Annotated in this window: 22 protein-coding genes; 10 read left to right on the top strand and 12 right to left on the bottom strand. The window is 70.1% G+C overall.

Annotated features, from left to right (window positions below; translation table 11 throughout):
- Positions 1-160 precede the first annotated feature (160 nt).
- Positions 161-1,435 (top strand): phosphoribosylamine--glycine ligase, encoded by a 1,275-nt coding sequence (gene purD / locus QZV94_RS08040; RefSeq protein ID WP_293677291.1) that lies wholly within the window; start codon positions 161-163, stop codon positions 1,433-1,435.
- Positions 1,436-1,471: 36 nt separating this feature from the next.
- Here purD and QZV94_RS08035 read toward each other — a convergent pair whose 3' ends face one another.
- A complete protein-coding gene (locus tag QZV94_RS08035) occupies positions 1,472-1,930 on the bottom strand; it encodes an SRPBCC domain-containing protein (protein ID WP_293677290.1) in 459 nt (152 codons plus the stop codon).
- A gap of 95 nt (positions 1,931-2,025) precedes the next feature.
- On the opposite strand from QZV94_RS08035, the gene QZV94_RS08030 reads away from it, so the two are divergent.
- Both QZV94_RS08030 and QZV94_RS08025 read left to right on the top strand, forming a co-directional pair.
- Complete coding sequence (locus QZV94_RS08030) at positions 2,026-3,102, top strand: phosphotransferase (protein WP_293677289.1); 1,077 nt, start codon at positions 2,026-2,028, stop codon at positions 3,100-3,102.
- Between the two features lie 163 nt (positions 3,103-3,265).
- Positions 3,266-4,570 carry an MFS transporter gene (locus tag QZV94_RS08025; RefSeq protein WP_293677288.1) on the top strand — a complete coding sequence of 435 codons (1,305 nt, stop codon included), beginning with the start codon at positions 3,266-3,268 and terminating at the stop codon, positions 4,568-4,570.
- Here QZV94_RS08025 and lpxK read toward each other — a convergent pair.
- The 5 genes from lpxK to QZV94_RS08000 are packed head-to-tail and all read right to left on the bottom strand — an operon-like array spanning position 4,567 to position 10,245.
- Positions 4,567-5,553: a tetraacyldisaccharide 4'-kinase gene (lpxK, locus tag QZV94_RS08020; protein ID WP_293677287.1), complete on the bottom strand. Its 987-nt coding sequence runs from the start codon at positions 5,551-5,553 to the stop codon at positions 4,567-4,569. The genes QZV94_RS08025 and lpxK overlap by 4 nt on opposite strands.
- Positions 5,550-6,803 carry a 3-deoxy-D-manno-octulosonic acid transferase gene (locus QZV94_RS08015; protein ID WP_293677286.1) on the bottom strand — a complete coding sequence of 418 codons (1,254 nt, stop codon included), beginning with the start codon at positions 6,801-6,803 and terminating at the stop codon, positions 5,550-5,552. Before QZV94_RS08015 ends, lpxK begins: the two co-directional genes overlap by 4 nt.
- Positions 6,800-7,714, bottom strand: a complete 915-nt coding sequence (locus tag QZV94_RS08010) for a cation diffusion facilitator family transporter (RefSeq protein WP_293677285.1) — start codon at positions 7,712-7,714, stop codon at positions 6,800-6,802. The genes QZV94_RS08015 and QZV94_RS08010 overlap by 4 nt, the downstream gene beginning before the upstream one ends.
- Before the next feature lie 57 nt (positions 7,715-7,771).
- Complete coding sequence (locus QZV94_RS08005) at positions 7,772-8,473, bottom strand: lysophospholipid acyltransferase family protein (RefSeq protein WP_293677284.1); 702 nt, start codon at positions 8,471-8,473, stop codon at positions 7,772-7,774.
- Positions 8,470-10,245, bottom strand: coding sequence for an ABC transporter ATP-binding protein (locus tag QZV94_RS08000; protein WP_293677283.1), 1,776 nt, complete (start codon positions 10,243-10,245; stop codon positions 8,470-8,472). Before QZV94_RS08000 ends, QZV94_RS08005 begins: the two co-directional genes overlap by 4 nt.
- Before the next feature lie 88 nt (positions 10,246-10,333).
- On the opposite strand from QZV94_RS08000, the gene QZV94_RS07995 reads away from it, so the two are divergent.
- The 3 genes from QZV94_RS07995 to QZV94_RS07985 are packed head-to-tail and all read left to right on the top strand — an operon-like array spanning position 10,334 to position 12,367.
- A complete protein-coding gene (locus QZV94_RS07995) occupies positions 10,334-11,110 on the top strand; it encodes a hypothetical protein (protein ID WP_293677282.1) in 777 nt (258 codons plus the stop codon).
- A 32-nt stretch (positions 11,111-11,142) separates the two neighbouring features.
- On the top strand, positions 11,143-11,820 hold the full coding sequence (locus QZV94_RS07990) for a sulfur transferase domain-containing protein (RefSeq protein ID WP_293677281.1): 678 nt from the start codon (positions 11,143-11,145) through the stop codon (positions 11,818-11,820).
- Between the two features lie 4 nt (positions 11,821-11,824).
- Complete coding sequence (locus QZV94_RS07985) at positions 11,825-12,367, top strand: GNAT family N-acetyltransferase (protein WP_293677280.1); 543 nt, start codon at positions 11,825-11,827, stop codon at positions 12,365-12,367.
- Here the strand turns inward: QZV94_RS07985 and QZV94_RS07980 are convergent.
- From QZV94_RS07980 to QZV94_RS07970, 3 genes are read right to left on the bottom strand one after another with little or no spacing between them, the layout of a single operon-like run.
- On the bottom strand, positions 12,364-12,609 hold the full coding sequence (locus QZV94_RS07980) for a DUF4170 domain-containing protein (RefSeq protein WP_293677279.1): 246 nt from the start codon (positions 12,607-12,609) through the stop codon (positions 12,364-12,366). The two genes, QZV94_RS07985 and QZV94_RS07980, sit on opposite strands and share 4 nt — an antisense overlap.
- A 22-nt stretch (positions 12,610-12,631) precedes the next feature.
- Complete coding sequence (locus tag QZV94_RS07975) at positions 12,632-13,429, bottom strand: 3'(2'),5'-bisphosphate nucleotidase CysQ (RefSeq protein WP_293677278.1); 798 nt, start codon at positions 13,427-13,429, stop codon at positions 12,632-12,634.
- Positions 13,426-14,757, bottom strand: coding sequence for a TldD/PmbA family protein (locus QZV94_RS07970; protein WP_293677277.1), 1,332 nt, complete (start codon positions 14,755-14,757; stop codon positions 13,426-13,428). Before QZV94_RS07970 ends, QZV94_RS07975 begins: the two co-directional genes overlap by 4 nt.
- 216 nt (positions 14,758-14,973) lie before the next feature.
- Here QZV94_RS07970 and QZV94_RS07965 point away from each other — a divergent pair, with 216 nt between their 5' ends.
- The 3 genes from QZV94_RS07965 to QZV94_RS07955 all read left to right on the top strand — a co-directional run bounded on the left by QZV94_RS07965 (position 14,974) and on the right by QZV94_RS07955 (position 17,013).
- Positions 14,974-15,531, top strand: a complete 558-nt coding sequence (locus QZV94_RS07965; RefSeq protein ID WP_293677276.1) for a sigma-70 family RNA polymerase sigma factor — start codon at positions 14,974-14,976, stop codon at positions 15,529-15,531.
- Positions 15,528-16,265 (top strand): anti-sigma factor, encoded by a 738-nt coding sequence (locus QZV94_RS07960; RefSeq protein ID WP_293677275.1) that lies wholly within the window; start codon positions 15,528-15,530, stop codon positions 16,263-16,265. The genes QZV94_RS07965 and QZV94_RS07960 overlap by 4 nt, the downstream gene beginning before the upstream one ends.
- Before the next feature lie 259 nt (positions 16,266-16,524).
- Positions 16,525-17,013, top strand: a complete 489-nt coding sequence (locus tag QZV94_RS07955; protein WP_293677274.1) for a fasciclin domain-containing protein — start codon at positions 16,525-16,527, stop codon at positions 17,011-17,013.
- Between the two features lie 89 nt (positions 17,014-17,102).
- Here the strand turns inward: QZV94_RS07955 and sigJ are convergent, their stop codons facing one another.
- The 3 genes from sigJ to QZV94_RS07940 are packed head-to-tail and all read right to left on the bottom strand — an operon-like array spanning position 17,103 to position 18,911.
- Positions 17,103-17,960 (bottom strand): RNA polymerase sigma factor SigJ, encoded by an 858-nt coding sequence (gene sigJ / locus QZV94_RS07950; RefSeq protein WP_293677273.1) that lies wholly within the window; start codon positions 17,958-17,960, stop codon positions 17,103-17,105.
- 10 nt (positions 17,961-17,970) lie between these two features.
- Positions 17,971-18,516: a hypothetical protein gene (locus tag QZV94_RS07945; RefSeq protein WP_293677272.1), complete on the bottom strand. Its 546-nt coding sequence runs from the start codon at positions 18,514-18,516 to the stop codon at positions 17,971-17,973.
- Positions 18,517-18,518: 2 nt separating this feature from the next.
- Positions 18,519-18,911: a hypothetical protein gene (locus QZV94_RS07940; RefSeq protein WP_293677271.1), complete on the bottom strand. Its 393-nt coding sequence runs from the start codon at positions 18,909-18,911 to the stop codon at positions 18,519-18,521.
- Between the two features lie 145 nt (positions 18,912-19,056).
- Here QZV94_RS07940 and QZV94_RS25105 point away from each other — a divergent pair.
- On the top strand, positions 19,057-19,231 hold a 175-nt coding region (locus QZV94_RS25105; protein ID WP_367254182.1), incomplete at its 3' end, for a GxxExxY protein.

Genomic DNA, 19,231 nt, shown 5'->3' with positions numbered 1-19,231 from the left:
GCGGCGGCGTGGCGCCTGACGCGCGATCCGGCCGAGGTCACCTGGCCGGCCTCGAGCGCCCCAAAGGCCGAGAGTCCGGACGCGCGGATGGCTGTGGGCCGCTGGGCGAGGGGCGGCGTCTCCCCTTGACCCCTTAGGCGGCCCGCGCCAAAGCCGCGCCATGAACATCCTGCTTGTGGGCTCGGGCGGGCGCGAGCATGCGCTGGCCTGGAAGATCGCCGCCTCGCCATTGGTCAGGCGTCTGGTGGCTGCCCCCGGCAACCCCGGCATGGGGGCCCACTGCGAGCTACGCGAGGTGGCGGCGACAGACGTGGCCGGCCTGGTCGCGCTGGCCCGCGAGATCGCCGCGGACTTGGTGGTGATCGGTCCGGAATCGGCGGTGGAGGCGGGGCTGGCCGATGCCGTTGAGGCTGCGGGCATAGCCTGCTTCGGGCCCACCGCGGCCGCCGGCCGGCTGGAGAGCTCCAAGGCCTTCACCAAGGCCTTCTGCGACCGCCACGGCCTGCCCACCTCGACCTACGCCGTGTGCGAGACCGCGGCCGAGGCCAAGGCGGCGCTGGGCCGCTTCATCCCGCCCTATGTGATCAAGGCCGATGGGCTGGCGGCCGGCAAGGGTGTGGTGATCGCCGCCGAACGAGCGGAGGCCGAGGCCGCGATCGACGACGCGTTCGGCGGCCGGTTCGGCGCCGCCGGAGCGCGGGTGGTGATCGAGGAGTTCCTGGAGGGCGAGATCGGCTCGCTGTTCGCGCTCTGCGACGGCACCACCTCGATGCTGTTCGGCTGGGCCCAGGACCACAAGCGCGCCTTCGACGGCGAGAAGGGGCCCAACACCGGCGGCATGGGGACCTACTCGCCGGCGCCGGTATTCACGCCGGAACTGGTGGATCAGGTGCGCGAGCGGCTGGCCGAGCGCGCCTTCGCTGGCATTGCCAAGGACGGCGCGCCCTATCGTGGGGTGCTGTTCGTGGAGCTGATGGCGACCCGCGCCGGCCCCAAGCTGGTGGAGTTCAACGCCCGCTTCGGCGACCCGGAGTGCCAGGTGCTTATGCTGCGGCTGGAAAGCGACCTCGTCCCGTACCTCATGGCGTGCGCTACGGGCCGGTTGGCGGAGATTGCGCCGCCGGTGTGGCGGGACGACGCCGCTGTCTGCGTGGTGCTGGCGGCCGAGGGCTATCCGGCCGCGCCGAAGGCCGGCGGCGATATCACCGGCGCCGACGCCGACTTCGGCCCCGACGTCGTCGTATTCCACGCGGGCACGAAGGTGGACGCCGCCGGAACCTTGCGCGCTGCCGGCGGCCGCGTCCTCAATGTGTGCGCCCGCGCGCCTACCCTTCGCGAGGCCCGCGACAAGGCCTACGCCGCCGTGGACGCCATCGATTTCCCGGGCGGCTTCCACCGCCGCGACATCGGCTGGCGAGCGCTCTCTCCCACCTGATCGTCAATGGCCGGGCTTGTCCGGGCCACGACGATTCTATGGTGAGAGCGCCCATTGCGGTCCTGACTGCTCCACCACTTGTCGGAGCCTGGGAAGCGCCACGCTGTGCCAGGCGTGGCCCAGGCCGCCGCGGACATCCTCCGTTTCCCGATCGTCGAACTGGTTCCAGCCGGAGTGGACCAGGCGCACGTAGGTGCCGCCGGGGATGCGGCGCAGGCGGATGTCCACCCAGGTGTCGGGCACGTCCGGGAAGCCCCAGCTGAAGGAGATCCGCCGCGGGGCGTCCAGGATCTCGATCCGGCAGGCGATGGCATCGCTCACATCGTCAGCCGACCGTCGCGCCCGGTCAGGTTGCAGGTAGAAGATGTGGCCGGCAATCGGCTGGAAGCGCAGGCAGCCCATCCATTGGGTCACGAGCGCTGGCTCGGTGAGGGCGCGCCACACCGCCTCGCGCGGGGCGGCGATCTCGATGATCGACGTGAGGTCCTCGACCATGGCCACGAGTTGCGGGTGGTCGGACGCCGCGTCAAGCCTTGCTCCCGGCCGGGATCGGTCGATAGAACGTGCGCAACCAATGCAGGGGAAACGCCATGGCCGAAGCCGTCGCCGCCGAACAGGCTCGTGAACAGGCCAACACCGGCACCAAGGAGGTCGCGGAGAACCACCGGTTCGACCAGGCCGCGCTCGAACGCTGGATGCAGACCAATGTCGAGGGCTACGCCGGGCCGCTGGAGGTCCGCCAGTTCAAGGGCGGCCAGTCCAACCCGACCTATCAGCTCGTCACGCCGGGCAAGAAGTACGTCCTGCGCCGCAAGCCGCCGGGGAAGCTCTTGCCCTCGGCCCACGCCGTCGATCGCGAGTACAAGGTGATCAGCGCGCTGGGTCCCACGGGCTTCCCCGTGGCCAAGGCCTATGCGCTGTGCACCGACGACAGCGTGATCGGCACCTGGTTCTACATCATGGACATGGTCGAGGGCCGGATCCTCTGGGACCAGACCCTGCCGCAGTACGAGCCCGCCGAGCGGGGCGCCATCTACAGGGCGAAGATCAAGACCTTGGCCGACCTGCACAATACCGACTACGCCGCCATCGGCCTCGAGGACTACGGCCGGCCGGGCAACTACATGTCCCGCCAAGTCGATCGCTGGACCAAGCAGTACAAGGCCTCCCAGACCGAGGTGAACCCGGAGGTCGACCGATTGATCGAGTGGCTGCCGAAGACCGTTCCCGAGCAGGAGCGGACCTCGATCGTCCATGGCGACTACCGCCTCGACAACATGATCTTCCACCCCACCGAGCCGCGGGTGACCGCGGTGCTGGACTGGGAACTCGGCACCCTGGGCGAGCCGCTGGCGGACTTCACCTACCTCCTGATGAACTGGATCAACGGCAGCATCTCGCAACTGCCGGACCTGAAGGCCCACGGCATTCCGACCATGGACGAGGCGGTGGCCTACTACTGCGAACAGACCGGTCGCGCGGGCCTGCCGGACCTCAACTGGTACTTCGCCTACAATGCCTTCCGCCTCTGCGGCATCTACCAGGGGATCGTCGGGCGCGTGCGTGACGGCACGGCCAACCACCCGGAGGCGGCGCAGCAGGCCGAGCGCGTGGGCGTGATGGCCAAGACAGGCTGGGCTTTCGCGCAGAAGGCCGGGGCGGCCTAGAGCCAACCGCGGTTAAGGGCGGCCTCGGGCGGAAGACAAGGTCCGGGTCCGACCCGTTGCCAGCGTTTGTGGCGTCTCGCGCCAGATCCCTGAACGCTCTCAGGGTTCGATTGACTTGTGCCGAGCATCATGGCCGGCTCCCCAACGGGTTGGGGGAAGTCTCATGGCGTCGATCGCGGGTGACGCGCGCGCAGGGCCGCCTGCGCGCCACGTGGCGGCTGTGGTCAGTGGCAACGCGCTCGAGTTCTACGACTTCCTGACCTACGCCTACTTCGCGGTGCAGATAGGGCGCACCTTCTTCCCGTCGAATGACCCCACCACGAGCCTGCTGGCCTCCCTGGCCACATTCGGCGCCGGCTTCCTCACCCGGCCGCTGGGCGCGCTGGTCATCGGGCGCTTGGCCGACCGCCTCGGACGCAAGCCCGCGATGCTGCTGTCCTTCGGCCTGATGGGCGCGGCCATGCTGGGGATCGCCGTCACGCCCTCCTATGCCGCTATCGGCATGGCCGCCCCCATCGTCGTGATCATACTGAGAATGATCCAGGGTTTCGCGCTTGGCGGCGAACTTGGATCGAGCACAGCCTATCTTATGGAGGCGGCCCCTCCCGGAAGGCGCGGCTTCTTCGTGTCCCTGCAGTATGTCGGCCAGGAAGCGGCGTCCTTCGCGGCGGGCGCCGTGGGCGTGGTGCTGGCTACGCTCCTCTCGGCCGCCGCCCTGGACGCGTGGGGCTGGCGGGTGGCCTTCCTTCTGGGCGGCGTCATCATCCCGATTGGCCTGATGCTGCGGCACAGCCTCGAGGAGACCCTGCATCAGCCGGCGCCGCCGAGCGAAGCTCCCCCGTCGGCATTGAACGGATATGTCCGGTTGCTCGTCTGCGCGTTCATGATCCTCGCGGCCGGCACCACGGTCAGTTACATGCTCACGTACCTGTCGACCTACGCCCAGGCGACCCTTGGCCTGCCTGCGAACGTCTCGCTTGGCGCGACCGTCGCCAGCGGCGGGGCGGGCATGGTCTTCAGCTTCGCTGGCGGCGTGCTGTCAGACCGCTTCGGTCGCAAGCCGATGATGATCATCCCCTGGATCGGCCTGCTGGCGGTGGCGCTGCCCTGCTACTGGCTGATGAACACCTTCAAGGCGCCCGCGGTCCTCTATGGGGCGACGTTCCTGATCAGCGCGTTGGCGTCGCTCGCCACCACGTCCAACCTCGTGGCGATCACCGAGTCACTGCCCAGGCGAACCCGCGCGGGCAGCCTTGCGCTCGTCTACGCCCTGGCCATCTCGGTCTTCGGCGGCGGCGCTCAGTTCTTCGCAACGTGGCTCATCAAGGTGACCGGCAGCCCCATGGCTCCCGCTTGGTACATGACCACCGCGGTTGGGCTCGGCCTCGTCGCCATGGTCCTCATGAAGGAGAGCGCTCCGGGGCGCGCGTCGGCCGTCGCGGCGCTCGCGCCCGCCTCTGCCGCCTAGGCGCGCGCCAGGAGAGCGTCCAGCGCCGCCTCGTCCTCGAACACCGCGCGCACGGGCCAGGGCGTCACGCGATCGCGCCACGCCGGCGGCAGGCGGGCCCAGTCCTTCTCGGTGGTGATCAGCCCCGCGCCGAATTGCGCCGCGCGCTCGGCCAGGCGGCGCAGGGTCGGTTCGTCATAGGCGTGGTGGTCCGGGAACGGCCAGAAGTCCGCCAGCTCGCAGCCGGCGGCACGGAGGCTGCGCTCCACCTTCCAGGGCTTGCCGACGCCCGCGAACCCCACCTGTGGCCCCGCGGACGGCGCCCCGGCCGGCCTTAGCCGCGCCACCAGAACCGGCACGGAGGAGAGCGCCGCCAGCAGCTCCGGATCGGCCGCCGCGACGTCGATGGGCAACAGGACCACGGCGGCGTCGGCGCGGGCCAGACCGACCTTCAGCGGCTCGCGGAGCGGACCGGCCGGGAACACGCGGCCGTCGCCGAACGGCCACTCGTCATCCCGCGTCTCGCCGTCGACCACCACGATCGACAGGGTCTTGGCGACGTCGGGGTTCTGGTGGCCATCGTCCATGACGATCAGCCTCGCCCCATCGTCCGCCGCCGCCCGCGCCCCGGCGGCGCGGTCGCGGCTGACCCAGACGGTCAGGTCGCCCGCCAGCATCAGCGGCTCGTCGCCCACCTCGCCGGCCGTATGCCGCCCCGGGTCCACCCGCACCGGGCCGGGGAGGACTCCGCCGTAGCCGCGCGACAGCACCGGTGCGCCCACCCGGCGCGCGATCTCGCGGGCTACCGGCGTCTTGCCCGCGCCACCCAGGGTGAGGTTGCCGATGCAGATCACGGGGATACCCGGGTCGAACGGCCGCCCGCGAGCGATCCGCCGCGCCGTCGCCGCCGCCCAGATCCACGACAGCGGCGTCAGCGCCAGCCGCATGACCGGGGCCACGCGCGTGCGTCGAAGATACCACCAGCGGGGCGTGCTGAGCTTCATGCCGGCAGCAGGGGCTCGATCAACGCCAGCGCCCTATCCAGCGCGGCGCCCTGGCGCTGCGCATAGCCCGCGGCCGCTTCGCCCATCCGCCGCGCGATCGCCGGGTTGTCCAGCAGGCCGCGGATGTGGCGCGCGAGTGTGGTAGCGTCGGACGCCTCGATGGCGCAGGTTTCGGCGAACATCTCGGCGTAGACATCCGCCGCATTGAAGGTATCCGGCCCAGTCAGGATGGGCCGCCCGATCCGCGCCGGCTCCAGCGGATTGTGGCCGCCGATCCCGGGGACGAAGCTGCCGCCCATCACCACAACGTCGGCCAGCCGGAAGAAGAGGCCGAGTTCGCCGAGCGTGTCGGCGAGATATACGGCTCCGGTCGGCGGCTCGTTGGCCGACCGGCTGTGGGCATTCAGCAGCGTCCGCAGCCGGCCGCCGCGCCCGGGATGCCGCGGCGCGATCACCAGCAACGCCTCGTCCGGATCGCGCAGCGCCCGCCGAAAGGCGTCGGCGATGATCTCCTCCTCGCCTTCGTGGGTGCTTGCGGCCAGCACGACGGAGCGACGGCCCGCGGCGTCGCGCATCCGGTTGAGCGCGTCGGGATCGAACGGCAGCGGCTCGCCTACCCGCTTCAGGTTCACGTGCGATCCAAGCGCGGCACCCAGGCTGCGCAGCCGCGCCTCCGTGGCCTCGTCCTGTGGCAGGATCAGCTCGAAGGCGCCCAGCAGCGCCCGCGCCGACGCCGCCCAGCGCCCCCAGCGCTGGGCGCTCGCCTGCGTCATCCGCGCCGAGACCAGCGCCAGGCGCACGCCCCGCGCCCGCGCAGCGGCGATCAGGTTGGGCCACAGCTCGCTCTCCACGAAGACTGCCGCGTCCGGTCGCCAGTGGTCGAGGAAGCGGCGCACGGCTCCCGGCGTATCCACCGGCGCGAACTGGTGGAGCACCCCATCAGGCAGCCGCCGGGCGAGCATCGCCGCCGCCGTGACCGTGCCAGAAGTGACCAGGATGGCGAGGTCCGGCCGCCGCGTCAGCAAGCCGGCGACCAGCGGCAGGAGCGAGGTCGCCTCGCCGACGCTCACTCCATGCAGCCAGACCAGCCCGCCGTCCGGGCGCGGGACGCCAGCTCGCCCCAACCGCTCGGAGAGCCGCGCTGTGTCCTCCTTGCCGCGACGGGCCCTTCCTCTCAGGACCAGCGGCGCGAACGGTTCGAGCATTGCCGTCGCTGCGCCATAGAGGGCGAGCGGCAAGGTCGGGATCACGCCACCTTCGCGCAGGCGAGGGCGCAGCCTGAGTCGGTCTCCACCTGCAACGTGGTGTGGGCGATGTGGAAACGGTGCGCCAGCCCTTCGCTGGCCAGCGCCAGGAAGCGGTCGGCGTCGCGGTTCTGTGGCCGCAACAGGTGGGCGGTCATGGCGGTCTCGGTCGTTGACAGCGCCCAGATGTGCAGGTCGTGGACATCCTCGACCCCCGGCAGCCCCGACAGCCAGCCGCGTACCTCGTCCACATCGATCGCCCGCGGCGCGGCGTCCAGCGCCAGGTCGGCGGAATCGCGCAGCAGGCCCCAGGTTCCCAGCACGATGACGGCGGCGATCAGCAGGCTGAGCGCCGGGTCGATCCACAGATGGCCAGTCGTCGCGATCAGGAAGGCGCCTGCCACCACCGCCAGCGACACGCCGGCGTCGGCCGCCATGTGCAGGAAGGCGCCGCGCACGTTGAGGTCCGCCTGGCTGCCGCGCATGAACAGCATCGCCGTGGCGCCGTTGATCAGCACCCCCAGGCTCGCGATCAGCATGACCACGTCGGTGTCCAGCGGCGCGGGCGAGGCGAACCGGCGCACCGCCTCTGAGACGATCACCCCTACGGCAACCAACAGCAGCACCGCGTTGGCCAGCGAGGCCAGGATGGTGCCCTTGCGCAGCCCGTAGGTCCGCCGCCCGGCCGGCGCTCTGCGGGCCAGGACAGTGGCGCCCCAGGCCAGCAACAGGGCCAGCACGTCGGAGAGGTTGTGCCCAGCGTCGGCCAGCAGCGCCAGTGACCCGGTCCATAGCCCCGCCGCCACCTCCGCCGCTACGAACGCCAGGTTCAGGCCCACCCCGATCGCGAACGCCCGGCCCATGTTCGCCGGTGCGTGGTGACTGTGGTCGTGCCCATGATGATGATCGTGCGCCATCCACGCCTATGTCCCACCGACCGCCGGGGCGATCAATGCGCTACCAAGTAACGGCGGCTAGCGCGCGACCATCCCCTCCGCCCGCCGCGTCGCGGCCGAGAGTCTCGCGGACCAATCCGCGATGAGGACCGCGATGGCCGGGCCGTCGGCATCGGCGGGCACGTACAGCGGGCCGTCCCACACCACCGCGCCGCGGCCGAACGGTGCGGCGAACATGACCCGGTCCCACGTACTGGCCGACTGCCAGGCCGGGCTGGCCGCGACGCCCATCAGATATACCGGCTGGCCCGAGCGCCGGGCGATCTGAAGCGATCCCTCGGCGATCACTTCGTTGGGCCCGCGCGGGCCGTCAGGCGTCACCACCAATGCGCCGCCGCCCCTCACCCAGCTCGTCGCCTCGCGGATAGCCGCCACGGCCTGGCGCATCTTCTTCGTGTCGCCGGGCTTGGCGGACGAGACGCGGATCGCGGGAAAGCCGGACATGGCCAGGGCGCGGGCGATGAACTCCCCGTCCGCCGAGGGCGAGATCAGCGCCCGGGTGCGCTTCCTCCACCACTGAGGCGCGGTCGCCAGGCAGAGCGGGATGCGGCCGTGCCAGAATAGCGCGATGGCGCCCCTCGTATCATCCGCCAGGACCGGCTCGACGCAGGCGACGTTCTCGTGCCGCCAGCGAACGGTGCGCAGCACCACCCGCAGATAGGTCCCCAGCAGCCAGCCCAGCAGCGCCTGCACCCCGTCGCTGCGCAGGAACCCCTTCAAGCCGCCGGCTCCGCCTCCAGGTCCTGGCGCCTCGCCAGGCGCGCATAGAGGCCGCGCTGCTTCACCAGGGCGCCGTGGTCGCCGGTTTCCACGATGCGGCCGGCGTCGATCACGTAGATCCGGTCGGCGCCCCGCACGGTCGACAGGCGATGGGCGATCAGGATGGTGGTGCGCCCCGCCATCAGCCGCTTCAGGGCCGCCTGCACCTGGGCCTCGCTCTCGGTGTCCAGCGCGCTGGTGGCCTCGTCCAACAGCAGGATCGGCGCGTCCTTCAGGAACGCCCGGGCGATGGCGATCCGCTGCCGCTGGCCGCCCGACAGCCGCGTTCCGGCCTCGCCCACGGTCGCGCCATAGCCGTCGGGCAGGGCGGCGATGAAGTCGTGAGCCGCCGCCGCGCGCGCCGCCGCCTCGACCTCCGCGTCGCTGGCCTGCGGCCGCGCGTAGGCGATGTTCGCCCGGATCGTGTCGTCGAACAGGAACGGCTCCTGGGTGACCAGGGCGATCTGCTCGCGCAGCGACGCCAGGGTCACGTCCCGCACGTCGTGGCCGTCGATCGTCACGCGGCCGTCGGTCACGTCATAGAAGCGCGGGATCAGGTTCAGGATCGTGGTCTTGCCGCCACCGGAGGGGCCGACCAACGCCACCGTCTCGCCGCGCCGCACTTGGAAGCTGACGTTGCTCAGGGTCGGCGGACCTTCTGCGCCATAGGTGAAGCCGACGTCGGCGAACGCGATCGTCGCCGCGCCGTTCGGCAAGTCGGCGGCGCCAGGGCGTTCGCGCACCTCAGGCTCGACGTCCAGCGCCGCGAACAGGCGTTGCGCCGCGCTCATGCCCTCGGCGAACACCGTCTGCAGGTTGGCGAGCTGGCGCAGGGCCTGGGAGGCCATGGTCAGCGCCGCGACGAAGGAGAAGAACGCGCCAGCGTTCATCTCGCCGTGCGTCGCCCGCCAGCCGGCGTAGGCGAACACCGCCGCGATGATCAGGGTCATCAGCAGCTCGGTGGCCGGTGCGGCGCGAGCCCGCGCGTTGGCGCCCTTCGTGAGGTGCTTCTGCCGCCGTCGCACCACCTCGGCGACACGGCCCTCCTCGTAGGCTTCGCGGTTCTCCAGCTTTACGACCCGGACGCCGTCCAGGCTCTCCATGATCGCCGACGACAGATTGGAGGTCTCCGCCATGGCGCCACGGGCGGCCTTGGTCGTCCGTCTCGAGAACCGGCGCATGATCACGCTGGCCAGCGGCGCCACCGTCAGCAGCACCAGGGTCAGCGCCCAGTCGTTGCCCACCATCACCACGATCGCGCCGAGCAGCGTCAGCAGGTTCTGGGTGTAGTTCACGATCCCCGCGGTCGCGGCCTCGCGGATCAGCCCGGCGTCGTAGAGCACGGAGGCGACATAGGAGCCCGAGTGGCGGCTGCGCAGGTGCGCCAGGTCGGCCCGCACCAGCTTGCCGAACAGCTGCACCTGCACGTCGCCGACCACGGCGTTGCCGATCCGGTTCACCAGCGTGGCCTGGATCACCTGGGCCACCGTTCGCCCGATCGCCAGCGCGCCGATCGTGATCGGGATGGCAAGCAGCGCGCCGGGCTTCTTGAACACCAGGAGGTCGTTGGCCGCCGGCTCGATGATCTGCACCAGCATGGCGCTGCAGTATGCCACCGCCGCCGCCGCCAGCATCGCGGTCGTCCAACCCATCCACCGCGGCGCCAGATAGATCCGCGCCACGCGGGCGATCAGGGCGCGGGCAGGCAGCTCCGGCGGGGGACGCTCGCTCATCGGCTTGGGATCGGACGTTGCGGCCGGCGCGTCAAGCGGCGGTGGCAGAGCTTCACCATTGGCGGTAGCATGGCTGTGGGAGATCGAAATGGCGATCATCGCTGACAGGCCACCCCTGACCGCCGATGGGGACGAGGGCTTCTTCCTGGGCGGCGCCATCGCCATGGCGGTGGTGCTGGTGTCTGGCTTTTCACTTCAGCTGGCCATGGGGCGGTCCAGCTTCGCCGCGCCATTGCTCGTCCACGCGCACGCCGTCGTCTTCATGGGCTGGCTGGGGATCTACCTGCTGCAGAACGTGTTCGCCGCGACGGGCCGCACCGCCCTCCACCGGCGCCTGGGCTGGCTCAGCATCGGCTGGATCGCGGCGATGCTCGTGCTGGGCTGCCTGGTGACGGTCGCCATGCTGCGCCGGGGCGGGGTCCCGTTCTTCTTCCGGCCGCTGCAGTTCCTGGTCTTCGACCCTGTGTCGCTGTTCGCCTTCGCGGGCCTGACCGCCGCGGCGATCCTGTTGCGGCGCCAGACGGACTGGCACCGGCGCCTGCACTTCTGCGCCATGGCGATGCTGCTGGGGCCTGGCTTCGGCCGCCTGCTCCCCATGCCGCTGCTGATCCCCTGGGCGTGGGAGGCGACCTTCGCAGCGACGATGCTGTTTCCGCTGGCGGGCATGGTCACTGACTGGCGGCGGCGGGGACGGGTCCACCCCGCCTGGGGCTGGGGTGTCGCAGCGATGCTGGGCGCCTTCCTGCTGGTCGAGGCGGTCACCTACAGCCCGGCCGGCCTGGCGCTCTACGACGCGGCGGTGGCCGGCTCGCCAGGGGCCACGGCGCCGCCGCTGGCCTTCCCGCCGCCGCCCATCGCCCGGTAGTCCCGGCTGTCGTTTTCGCCTACCTAGCGGCGATGACCGACGCGCCCGCCGGCTTCGATCTCGCAACCCCATGGGGCCGAGTGAAGACCTATCTCGACTACCTGTGGAACGACCACGCCTACCTGCGGCTGGGCTTTTCCAACGCCCACTGGATCTCCGAGGAGCTGGTGCGCGCCAACCAGCCCTGGCCGCACCAGATCGCCGCCTGGCAGGCCCGCGGCATCCGCACCATCGTCAACCTCCGCGGCGGCTTCGACGCGAGCTTCCACGCCTTGGAGAAGGACGCCTGCCAGCGTCTGGGGATGACCCTCGTCGACTTCACCATCACCTCACGCGAGGTCCCGAGCCGCGAGCGGGTGCTGGGCGCCAAGCGGCTGTTCGAGACGATCGCCTATCCCGCCCTGATGCACTGCAAGTCCGGTGCGGACCGCGCCGGCATCATGAGCGTCCTCTACATGCACTTTCGGAAGGGCAAGACGATCCGCGAGGCTCTGGAGCAGCTCAGCTTCCGCTACCTGCACATCCGTCACGGCAAGACGGGCGTCCTCGACTACACGTTCGCCCGCTACCTCACCGAGGGCGAACCGGCCGGGCTGAGCTTCCTGGAATGGGTGGAGAGCCCGATGTACGACCCCGCCGGCATGAAGGCCGAATTTCGCACGAACATGTGGGGCAACGTGCTGACCGAGAGCGTGCTGAGACGGGAGTAGGCGGATGGACGCGCCCTTGCGGTTGCCCGACGTGCTGGCGGACGAGACCATCCGGCTCGACGCCTACCGCGTGGCCGACGCGGAGGTCCACGCCGCCGCGGAAGATCGCGAGATGCGGCTGCGCTTTGACGCGCCCGATCCCGACGTGGCCGCGCCGCTGGACCATGTTCGAGACGTCATGCGCGGCTGGATCGCCGCGCGCGCCGCAGGGAGGCCGAACATCGTCTATGCGATCCGGGAGGCCGGCGGCGCGCTCGCGGGCGGCTGTGAACTGCGATGGCTCGATTCCGAGAGCCTGAACGTCTCGTACTGGATCTATCCCGCCTTCCGGGGCAGCGGCCTCGCGGCACGAGCGGTGGCGCTGCTCTGCGAAGCGGCCCGAGGCGAACACGCGCGACGCCTGGAGGCGCACATCGACGCCGACAACACCGGGTCCCGGCGGACGGCCGCGGCAGCGGGGTTCACAGAGGCCGGGACCGTGCACGACGAGGGGCCGGACGGAGCGCCCCGGATGCGCCTGCGCTACGTCAGGCCGCTGCCCGGCTAGTGGTCGTGCTCGTGGTCGTCGGAGTCCGGGTCCAGCAGCTTGTGCGCGTGGATCACGAAATAGCGCATCAGGGCGTTATCGACGGTCTGTTGCGCCCGGGCGCGCCACGCCCGCTCGGCGTCGCGATAGGTGGGATAGGCGCCCACCAGGTCGACCTTGGTCAGGTCGGCAAACTCGGGCGGGCCTGCCAGCGACTTCAGTTCGCCGCCGATCACGAGGTGGAGGAGTTGCTTGTCGGGCATTGGGGGCTCGATTCAGCTGCGGTCAGGAGCGCGCGCCGATATGGGAGACGCGCGCCAGGATCAACGGGGCCAGCGCCGGCGTGGCGCAGATCAGGCTCGCCTGCGATGGACGCGCCTGATTATAGCGAAACGCAACACCGGTGTGATCGCCCACGAAGCAGCCCGCTTCCTGCGCGATAAGGTCGCCGGCGGCCACGTCCCAGTCCCACTTGCGCACCGGTGCCACCGCCGCGTCGAACACCCCGGCCGCCACGAGGCACATGCGGTAGGCCGTCGAGTTGCGCGGCTCCACCCGCATCTCCGGCCATGGCATCGGCCACGCCGGGTGGCGGAACATGGCGGGGTCGCCGACCATCCGGCAGTCATCGAGCAGGGCCACGGCGCTGGGGGCGATCGGCGCCCCGTTCAGCGTCGCGCCTTTGCCGACGGCGGCCGTGTAGCTCTCATCGAGTTCAGGGGCGAACACCACGCCGGCCGCCGGCCGGCCGTCCTCCACCACCGCGATCGATACCGACCACCAGGGCCGGCCCTTCAGGAAGGCGCGGGTGCCGTCGATGGAATCGACCACGAAGATCCTGCGCTGCTCCGTACGGTTGGAGTCGTCGATGGTTTCCTCGGACAGCCAGCCATAGTCCGGCCGCGCCGCGCGCAGGCGCCGGGTCAGCAGCTTGTCCGTGGCCAGATCGGCGTTGGTCACCGGGGTGTTGTCGTCCGCCTTGTATTCGATCTCCAGGCCCTTGCGGCGCAGGTCGCGGGCCAGCGCGCCGGCCTCGTGGGCGGCGTCGAGAATGAGGGCGAGGTCGCCCGCCAGCTCGCTCATCGACCGGCGATGGCCAGGCCGTCGACCAGCAGGGATGGGGCGTTGGCGGAGCCGCGGATCTCGAGGTCTGATCCCGGAACCACGCGGCCGAAGATCTCCAGCAGGTTGCCGGCCACGGTGATCTCGTTGACGGGATAGGCGAGCTCGCCATCCTCGAACCAAAACCCGGAACAGCCCACCGACCAGTCGCCGGTGTTGCCGTTCAGCGACGGGCCGAACATCGAGGTGACCAGAAGACCCTTGCCGGCATCCTTCATGAGCCCGGCCTGGTCGCGCTCGCCCGGTTGGAAGGTGAGGTTCGACGTCGACACCCCCGGCGGCCCAGCCAGTCCGCGCGAAGCATGGCCCGTGGTGGTGAGGCCGAGCTGGCGGGCGGAAGCCGAGTTCAGGAGCCAGGTCGTCAGCACCCCGTCGTCGATCAAGTTGCGGGGACCGTTGGCGACGCCCTCGTCGTCGAAGGGCGAGGAGCCCAGGCCCCGCGGCTTGTGCGGGTCGTCCGTTACGTAAATACCGTTCGCGAACAGCCTCTGGCCCAGCTTGTCCTTCAGGAACGAGGTGCCGCGCGCGATCGCCGGACCCGAGATGGCGCCGATCAGCGGGCTCATCAGCGAGCCGGCCAGACGGTTCTCGAAGATCACCGCCGCGGTGGTCGACGCGATCTTCCGCGCGCCCAGGCGAGCGGCGGCCCGGCGGCCGGCCTCGGCGCCCAGCGTTTCAGGGTCCGGCAGGTCCGCTTGCCAGCGGGTGGAGCGGCCGTCGTAGCCGGTCTCCATGCCGTCCTCGTCGCCGGCGATGGCCGAGGCTCCGATGTGGAAGCTCGACGCGCGATGGACACCGGCGAACCCGCCACTGGTCACTATGGTCCACTCGGAGGACGACCATGAACCGCTGCCGCCGTCGGAATTGGTCACCTTGGGCACGGCGCGAGCGGCGGCTTCGGCGATGCGGGCGCGCTCTTCCAGCGCCTCGGGCGATGGCTCGGCAGGGTCGAACAGGTCCAGGTCGGGCAAGGGGCCGCGCGCCAGCCGGTCTGGGTCGGCCAGACCGGCGTAGGGATCCTCCGGCGCCAGGCGGGCCATGGCCACCGCGCGCTCCACCAGCTTGGCGCGGGCCTCTGGCGAGATGTCGGAGCCGGAAACCGTGGCCTGTCGCCGGCCAACGAAGACCCGCAGGCCCAGGTCTCGCGACTCCTCGCGCTCGACTTCCTCCAGCGCGCCATTGCGCACCGTGATCGACAGGCTGCGCCGCTGAGCGCCGACCGCCTCGGCCGCATCCGCGCCGGCCTTGCGAGCGGCCGCGACGACCTCATTCAACAGGGTTTCGTCCATCGCAGGGATATGGCCGACGCAGACGTCACTCACAAGCTCAGCCCCTTTCTTTCCCTTAGGAGAGAGGCGCCTGCACGCCGCGGACCCCCCTCCGAAGCGCTGATCTGTCCCTCGTTGCGCGGGAAAGGAAGGCGCCCGTACTTGCGTCTTGGGTCCGAGACGGGCAGCTTCGCGGCACAGGTCCGCGACTGGCGGACTCAACCGTAGGGACGACCTTTGGCCGCCGCCGCGACGACCTCCGATATCCTCACCCCGCTGATGACGCGCGTCGCCGGAGGTGACCGCGAGGCCCTGCGACAATTGTACGACGCCACCTCTGCGAAGCTTTTTGGCGTCTGCCTGCGTATCCTGTCTGACCGCGAGGAGAGTGAGGACGTTTTGCAGGACGTGTACGTCACGATATGGCGCCGCGCCGACCGCTTCGATGCGACCCGGGCGAGCGTGACGACGTGGCTGTCCACGATCGCCCGCAATCGGGCGATCGACCGTCTTCGGGCCCGCGGTCCGTTGGCCTACGCAGAGCCGGTGGACGAGTTGGAGATCCCCGACGGGGCGGACAGCGCAGAGACGCTGCTGTCGGCGGCGGATGATCGCAACAGGCTTCACGGGTGCCTGTCGGAGCTCGACGAGCGAACCGCGAAGGTCATACGCACCGCGTTCTTCGAGGGTGTGACCTATGAGGCGCTGGCGCAGCGGATGGATGCTCCGTTGGGGACAGTGAAGAGTTGGATTCGTCGGGGATTGGCGAAACTCAAGGGATGTCTCCAATCATGAGCGAAGCTCCTGATCTTTCTGAATCGGAAGCCTTCGCCGCCGAGCATGCCCTGGGCGTGCTGAACGCGCGGGAACGAGGTGACGCCGAGGCGCGCATGGCCCGCGAGCCGGCCTTCGCGGCCGAGGTGGAGGCCTGGCGTGAGCGCCTGGCGCCGATGTACGCCGAGGTCGCGGCGGTCTCGCCGACGCACGAGCTGTGGCGGCGGATCGAGCGCAGCCTGCCGGCCAATGACAACGCCGCCACGACCGGGCGCGTGCGGTTCTGGCGCAACTCCGCCATGGGGGGCTTCGGCTTGGCCGCGGCCAGCCTGGCGGCCATCGCCGTGATCCTGGCCCAGCCGCCGCGGATCGTCACCGAGGTCCGGGAGGTGCGGCCGCAGGGCGAGCTGATCAGTGCGAGCCTGACGGCGACCAGCGGCCGCGCCGTCCCACTGTTCGTTGCGGCTTACGATCCCGACCGCCAGGCGGTCATCGTCACGTCCCTGCTCCCGGAGGGGTCCAACCCCCAGAAGGTGCAGGAGTTGTGGCTCATCGCGGGCAAGGAGAACCCCAAGCCGCTCGGTTTCCTGGAGCCGGGTAGGTCCAAGATCATCCCGGTGCAGACCGACATGGCCGGTAAGATCGCTGCGGGCGCGGCCTTGGCCGTCTCGATCGAAGAGCCGGGCGGCTCGAAGGACCCCAACGGCCCGCAGGGGCCAGTGGTCGGCGTGGGCGAACTCGCCAAGCCGGTCTAGCCGCCGTCCAGGTCCCAAAAAGCGCCGGCGTGTCCGGCGCTTTTTCATGTTTGGCGTGAGCTCGGCGAATGCGGGTCACGGCTCTGCAGAAAAGGTAGTGTCCGACCGCATCTTAAAGGGCCTCGTAAGCAGTATAGATATCATCGCCGGTTCAGGCGCTGCATACTGAGGACTCTATAGAATGAATGGTAAGATGATGGCCGCCGTCGCGGCTGGTATTGCTCTGTCCGCAAGCTTTGGGACTTTAGCGGCTGCGGAGATGTCCGAAAAGACAGTGCAGGTGGGCGGCGCGGCCATGTATCCGTCGAAGAACATCATCCAGAACGCGGTCAACTCCAAGGATCACACCACCCTGGTCGCCGCGGTGAAGGCCGCCGGCCTGGTGGACACGCTTTCCAGCCCCGGCCCGTTCACAGTGTTCGCACCTACCAACGCCGCCTTCGGCAAGCTGCCCGCAGGCACGGTGGACATGCTGGTGAAGCCCGAGAACAAGGGCACGCTGACCACCGTGCTCACCTACCACGTGGTCCCCGGCCGCATGGCCGCTGCCGACATCGCCGCCAAGATCAAGGCGGGTGGCGGCAAGGCCATGCTGACGACCGTGCAGGGCGAGACCCTCACCGCCACCTCCAAGAACGGCGCCGTCTGGCTCACCGACGCCAAGGGCGGCATGTCCAAGGTCACTATCGCCAACGTCTTCCAGTCCAACGGCGTCATCCACGTCGTCGACACGGTGTTGATGCCGTAAGTCGTGAGGGGTCGGCGCCGCGCCGACCCCTCACCCGGCGAGGCGCGTCAGCGCCGCAGCGTGGTCCTCTTCTTCTTGCCGGCGGCGCTTCAGACGTGGGTGAGTTTATCGGGGTTGCGCATGGCGTAGATGGCGGTGATGCGGCCGTCGGCGCCGGCTTCGAAGGCCATGGTCTCCGGGCCGTCCTGGAAGTGGACGATCAGGCCTGGCCCGCCGTTGATCCGGACCATCTCGAAGCGCTCGAACAGCGGAGCCCCGTGGCGCCACTTCAGGCCCTGGAGCAGCCCGATGATGTCGTCGCGCCCGACAAGGACCCGCAACGCCGCCTTCCGCTTGCCGCCGCCATCGGTGACCATCACGGCATCCTCGGCCAGCATGGCGGAGAGCGCCGAGACGTCCGCCCCCGCCGAGGCCGCGGCGAAGGCCGCGGCCAGCTTCACCGCATGCTCATGGGTGACCGAGAAGCGCGGTCGCGCGTCACTCACGTGCTCGCGCGCCCGGCTGGCCAGTTGGCGCACCGCCGCCTCGGTGCGGCCCAGGGTTTCCGCCACCGCCGCGTACTCTTCATCGAACACGTCGTGTAGCAGGAACACCGCCCGCTCCAGCGGCGAGAGGCGTTCCAGGGCCAGCAGGAAGGCCACCGAAACGTCCTCGGCCCGCTCCACGGGGTCCTGGGTGAGCGGCTCGATCAGCGGCTCCGGCAGCCAGGGGCCCTTGTACGCCTCACGCTCGGCCTTGCCGGCGCGCAGGCGGTCGATGCAGAGCCGGGTCGTGGTCCGCACCAGCCACGCCGCGGGGTCCGCGACGTCGGCCCCGGCCCGCTGCCAGCGCAGCCAGGCGTCCTGCACCGCGTCCTCGGCCTCGGAGACCGAGCCCAGCATGCGGTAGGCCAGCCGTCTGAGGCGGGCGCGGTTGGCCTCGAAGGCGTCGGTGAGGGCCGCATCCATCGCCGCGATCCTACGCCGCCCGGGCCAGCGGGACGACATTTTCGCCGCCCACCACCACCCGCGAGCAGGTCTTGCCGTAGCCCAGGGCGTACTTGAGCGTCGGGTACATCCGCGCCGCCACCAGGGCCAGGCTGATCGCCACCAGCGCCTTGTCGCCCCAGCGGTGCACGATCTCGTCGCGCAGGGGGTCGGCGGCGTCCATGTCGCGCGCCAGGCCGGCGCGGGCGAAGCGGTAGGCCAGGGCGGCGGTCTCGCCCATGGCCGCCTCGTCGCCGGCGATGATGGCGCGCAGAACGGCCGGATCGACGCCCTGGGCGGTGGCGATGTCGACGCCCACCTGCACGCAGGGGCCGCAGTCCTCGGCCATCGTGCCCACCAGGCCCGCGGCCACCAGGGCCTCGGCGGGCGCAGCCTTGGTGTCGGGCGCGCGGGTTCCGAGCGCGAATTTCACCAGACTGGCGGGGCTGACGCGTAGCACGTGGCGCATGTAGCTGGCGTCGTAGTTGAAGGTCTTCTCGAAGCCGTCGAGCCAACGGGAGAGAGCGGCTTTGATCATGGTCAGGCTCCTTTCGGTTTCCGGAACAGGGTGAGCGCCAGCGGGATCGCGGCGAACAGGTAGACGCCGACGAAATCGCGCTGGAGATCAGCGACCGGGGAGGCGCCGCAGGTGGCGTCATAGACGTGGACCGCCGCGTGCAGCGTGAGCCATGTGGCGGCCACCGCCATCGCTGGCCATCCCTGCGCCGGCCGCCAGGCAAACCATTCCAGGCCCAGCGCGCAGGCCAGGTAGACGGCGCCGATGTCCTTCACGAAGTGCGGGTTGAACGGCCCGGTGGCCGTCACCCCCGGGACGGCGTCGTACCAGGCCAGCGACGCGAACAGCATCGCCAGTCCGTTGGCCGTGAAAACCGCCGCCATCACCCCAGCGAGGTATCGATCCCAATACCGCATCCACCGACTCCGTCCGTTCTGAGCCAAGGACGGGCGGGCGGCTGAGGTTGTGACATCGGGAGAGACGGAACCACGGATTTCACGGATTTACACGGATTTATGTTCTTGTATTGTTCTAGTGTGGACAGGTCTGGGGTACGCCGAGATGGACGGATCAGGAGGTGACGAGCTTCTGCTTCGCGGCGAGACATTTCTCATCCGCCGGGCGGCGTTCGATGTGCACACTGCAATGGGCCATGGCTTCCTAGAAGGCGTCTACCAGGAGTGTCTGGCGATTGAGTTCGACCGACACGGCGTGCCCTTCGAGGGACTCAAGCCGC

It is taken from the genome of uncultured Phenylobacterium sp. (assembly GCF_902826855.1).
In the GTDB taxonomy this organism is placed as follows: Bacteria; Pseudomonadota; Alphaproteobacteria; order Caulobacterales; family Caulobacteraceae; genus Phenylobacterium.
The sequence above is the reverse complement of the archived record's forward strand: the minus strand, read 5'-3'. Positions and strand labels throughout refer to the sequence as shown.

Bases quoted from the DNA above. Each gene is read 5' to 3' on its own strand.
- purD (WP_293677291.1), top strand. From the start codon at position 161: ATGAACATCCTGCTTGTGGGCTCGGGCGGGCGCGAGCATGCGCTGGCC.
- QZV94_RS08035 (WP_293677290.1), bottom strand. From the start codon at position 1,930: ATGGTCGAGGACCTCACGTCGATCATCGAGATCGCCGCCCCGCGCGAG.
- QZV94_RS08030 (WP_293677289.1), top strand. From the start codon at position 2,026: ATGGCCGAAGCCGTCGCCGCCGAACAGGCTCGTGAACAGGCCAACACC.
- QZV94_RS08025 (WP_293677288.1), top strand. From the start codon at position 3,266: ATGGCGTCGATCGCGGGTGACGCGCGCGCAGGGCCGCCTGCGCGCCAC.
- lpxK (WP_293677287.1), bottom strand. From the start codon at position 5,553: ATGAAGCTCAGCACGCCCCGCTGGTGGTATCTTCGACGCACGCGCGTG.
- QZV94_RS08010 (WP_293677285.1), bottom strand. From the start codon at position 7,714: ATGGCGCACGATCATCATCATGGGCACGACCACAGTCACCACGCACCG.
- QZV94_RS08000 (WP_293677283.1), bottom strand. From the start codon at position 10,245: ATGAGCGAGCGTCCCCCGCCGGAGCTGCCTGCCCGCGCCCTGATCGCC.
- QZV94_RS07995 (WP_293677282.1), top strand. From the start codon at position 10,334: ATGGCGATCATCGCTGACAGGCCACCCCTGACCGCCGATGGGGACGAG.
- QZV94_RS07990 (WP_293677281.1), top strand. From the start codon at position 11,143: ATGACCGACGCGCCCGCCGGCTTCGATCTCGCAACCCCATGGGGCCGA.
- QZV94_RS07985 (WP_293677280.1), top strand. From the start codon at position 11,825: ATGGACGCGCCCTTGCGGTTGCCCGACGTGCTGGCGGACGAGACCATC.
- QZV94_RS07980 (WP_293677279.1), bottom strand. From the start codon at position 12,609: ATGCCCGACAAGCAACTCCTCCACCTCGTGATCGGCGGCGAACTGAAG.
- QZV94_RS07975 (WP_293677278.1), bottom strand. From the start codon at position 13,429: ATGAGCGAGCTGGCGGGCGACCTCGCCCTCATTCTCGACGCCGCCCAC.
- QZV94_RS07970 (WP_293677277.1), bottom strand. From the start codon at position 14,757: ATGGACGAAACCCTGTTGAATGAGGTCGTCGCGGCCGCTCGCAAGGCC.
- QZV94_RS07960 (WP_293677275.1), top strand. From the start codon at position 15,528: ATGAGCGAAGCTCCTGATCTTTCTGAATCGGAAGCCTTCGCCGCCGAG.
- QZV94_RS07955 (WP_293677274.1), top strand. From the start codon at position 16,525: ATGTCCGAAAAGACAGTGCAGGTGGGCGGCGCGGCCATGTATCCGTCG.
- sigJ (WP_293677273.1), bottom strand. From the start codon at position 17,960: ATGGATGCGGCCCTCACCGACGCCTTCGAGGCCAACCGCGCCCGCCTC.
- QZV94_RS07945 (WP_293677272.1), bottom strand. From the start codon at position 18,516: ATGATCAAAGCCGCTCTCTCCCGTTGGCTCGACGGCTTCGAGAAGACC.
- QZV94_RS07940 (WP_293677271.1), bottom strand. From the start codon at position 18,911: ATGCGGTATTGGGATCGATACCTCGCTGGGGTGATGGCGGCGGTTTTC.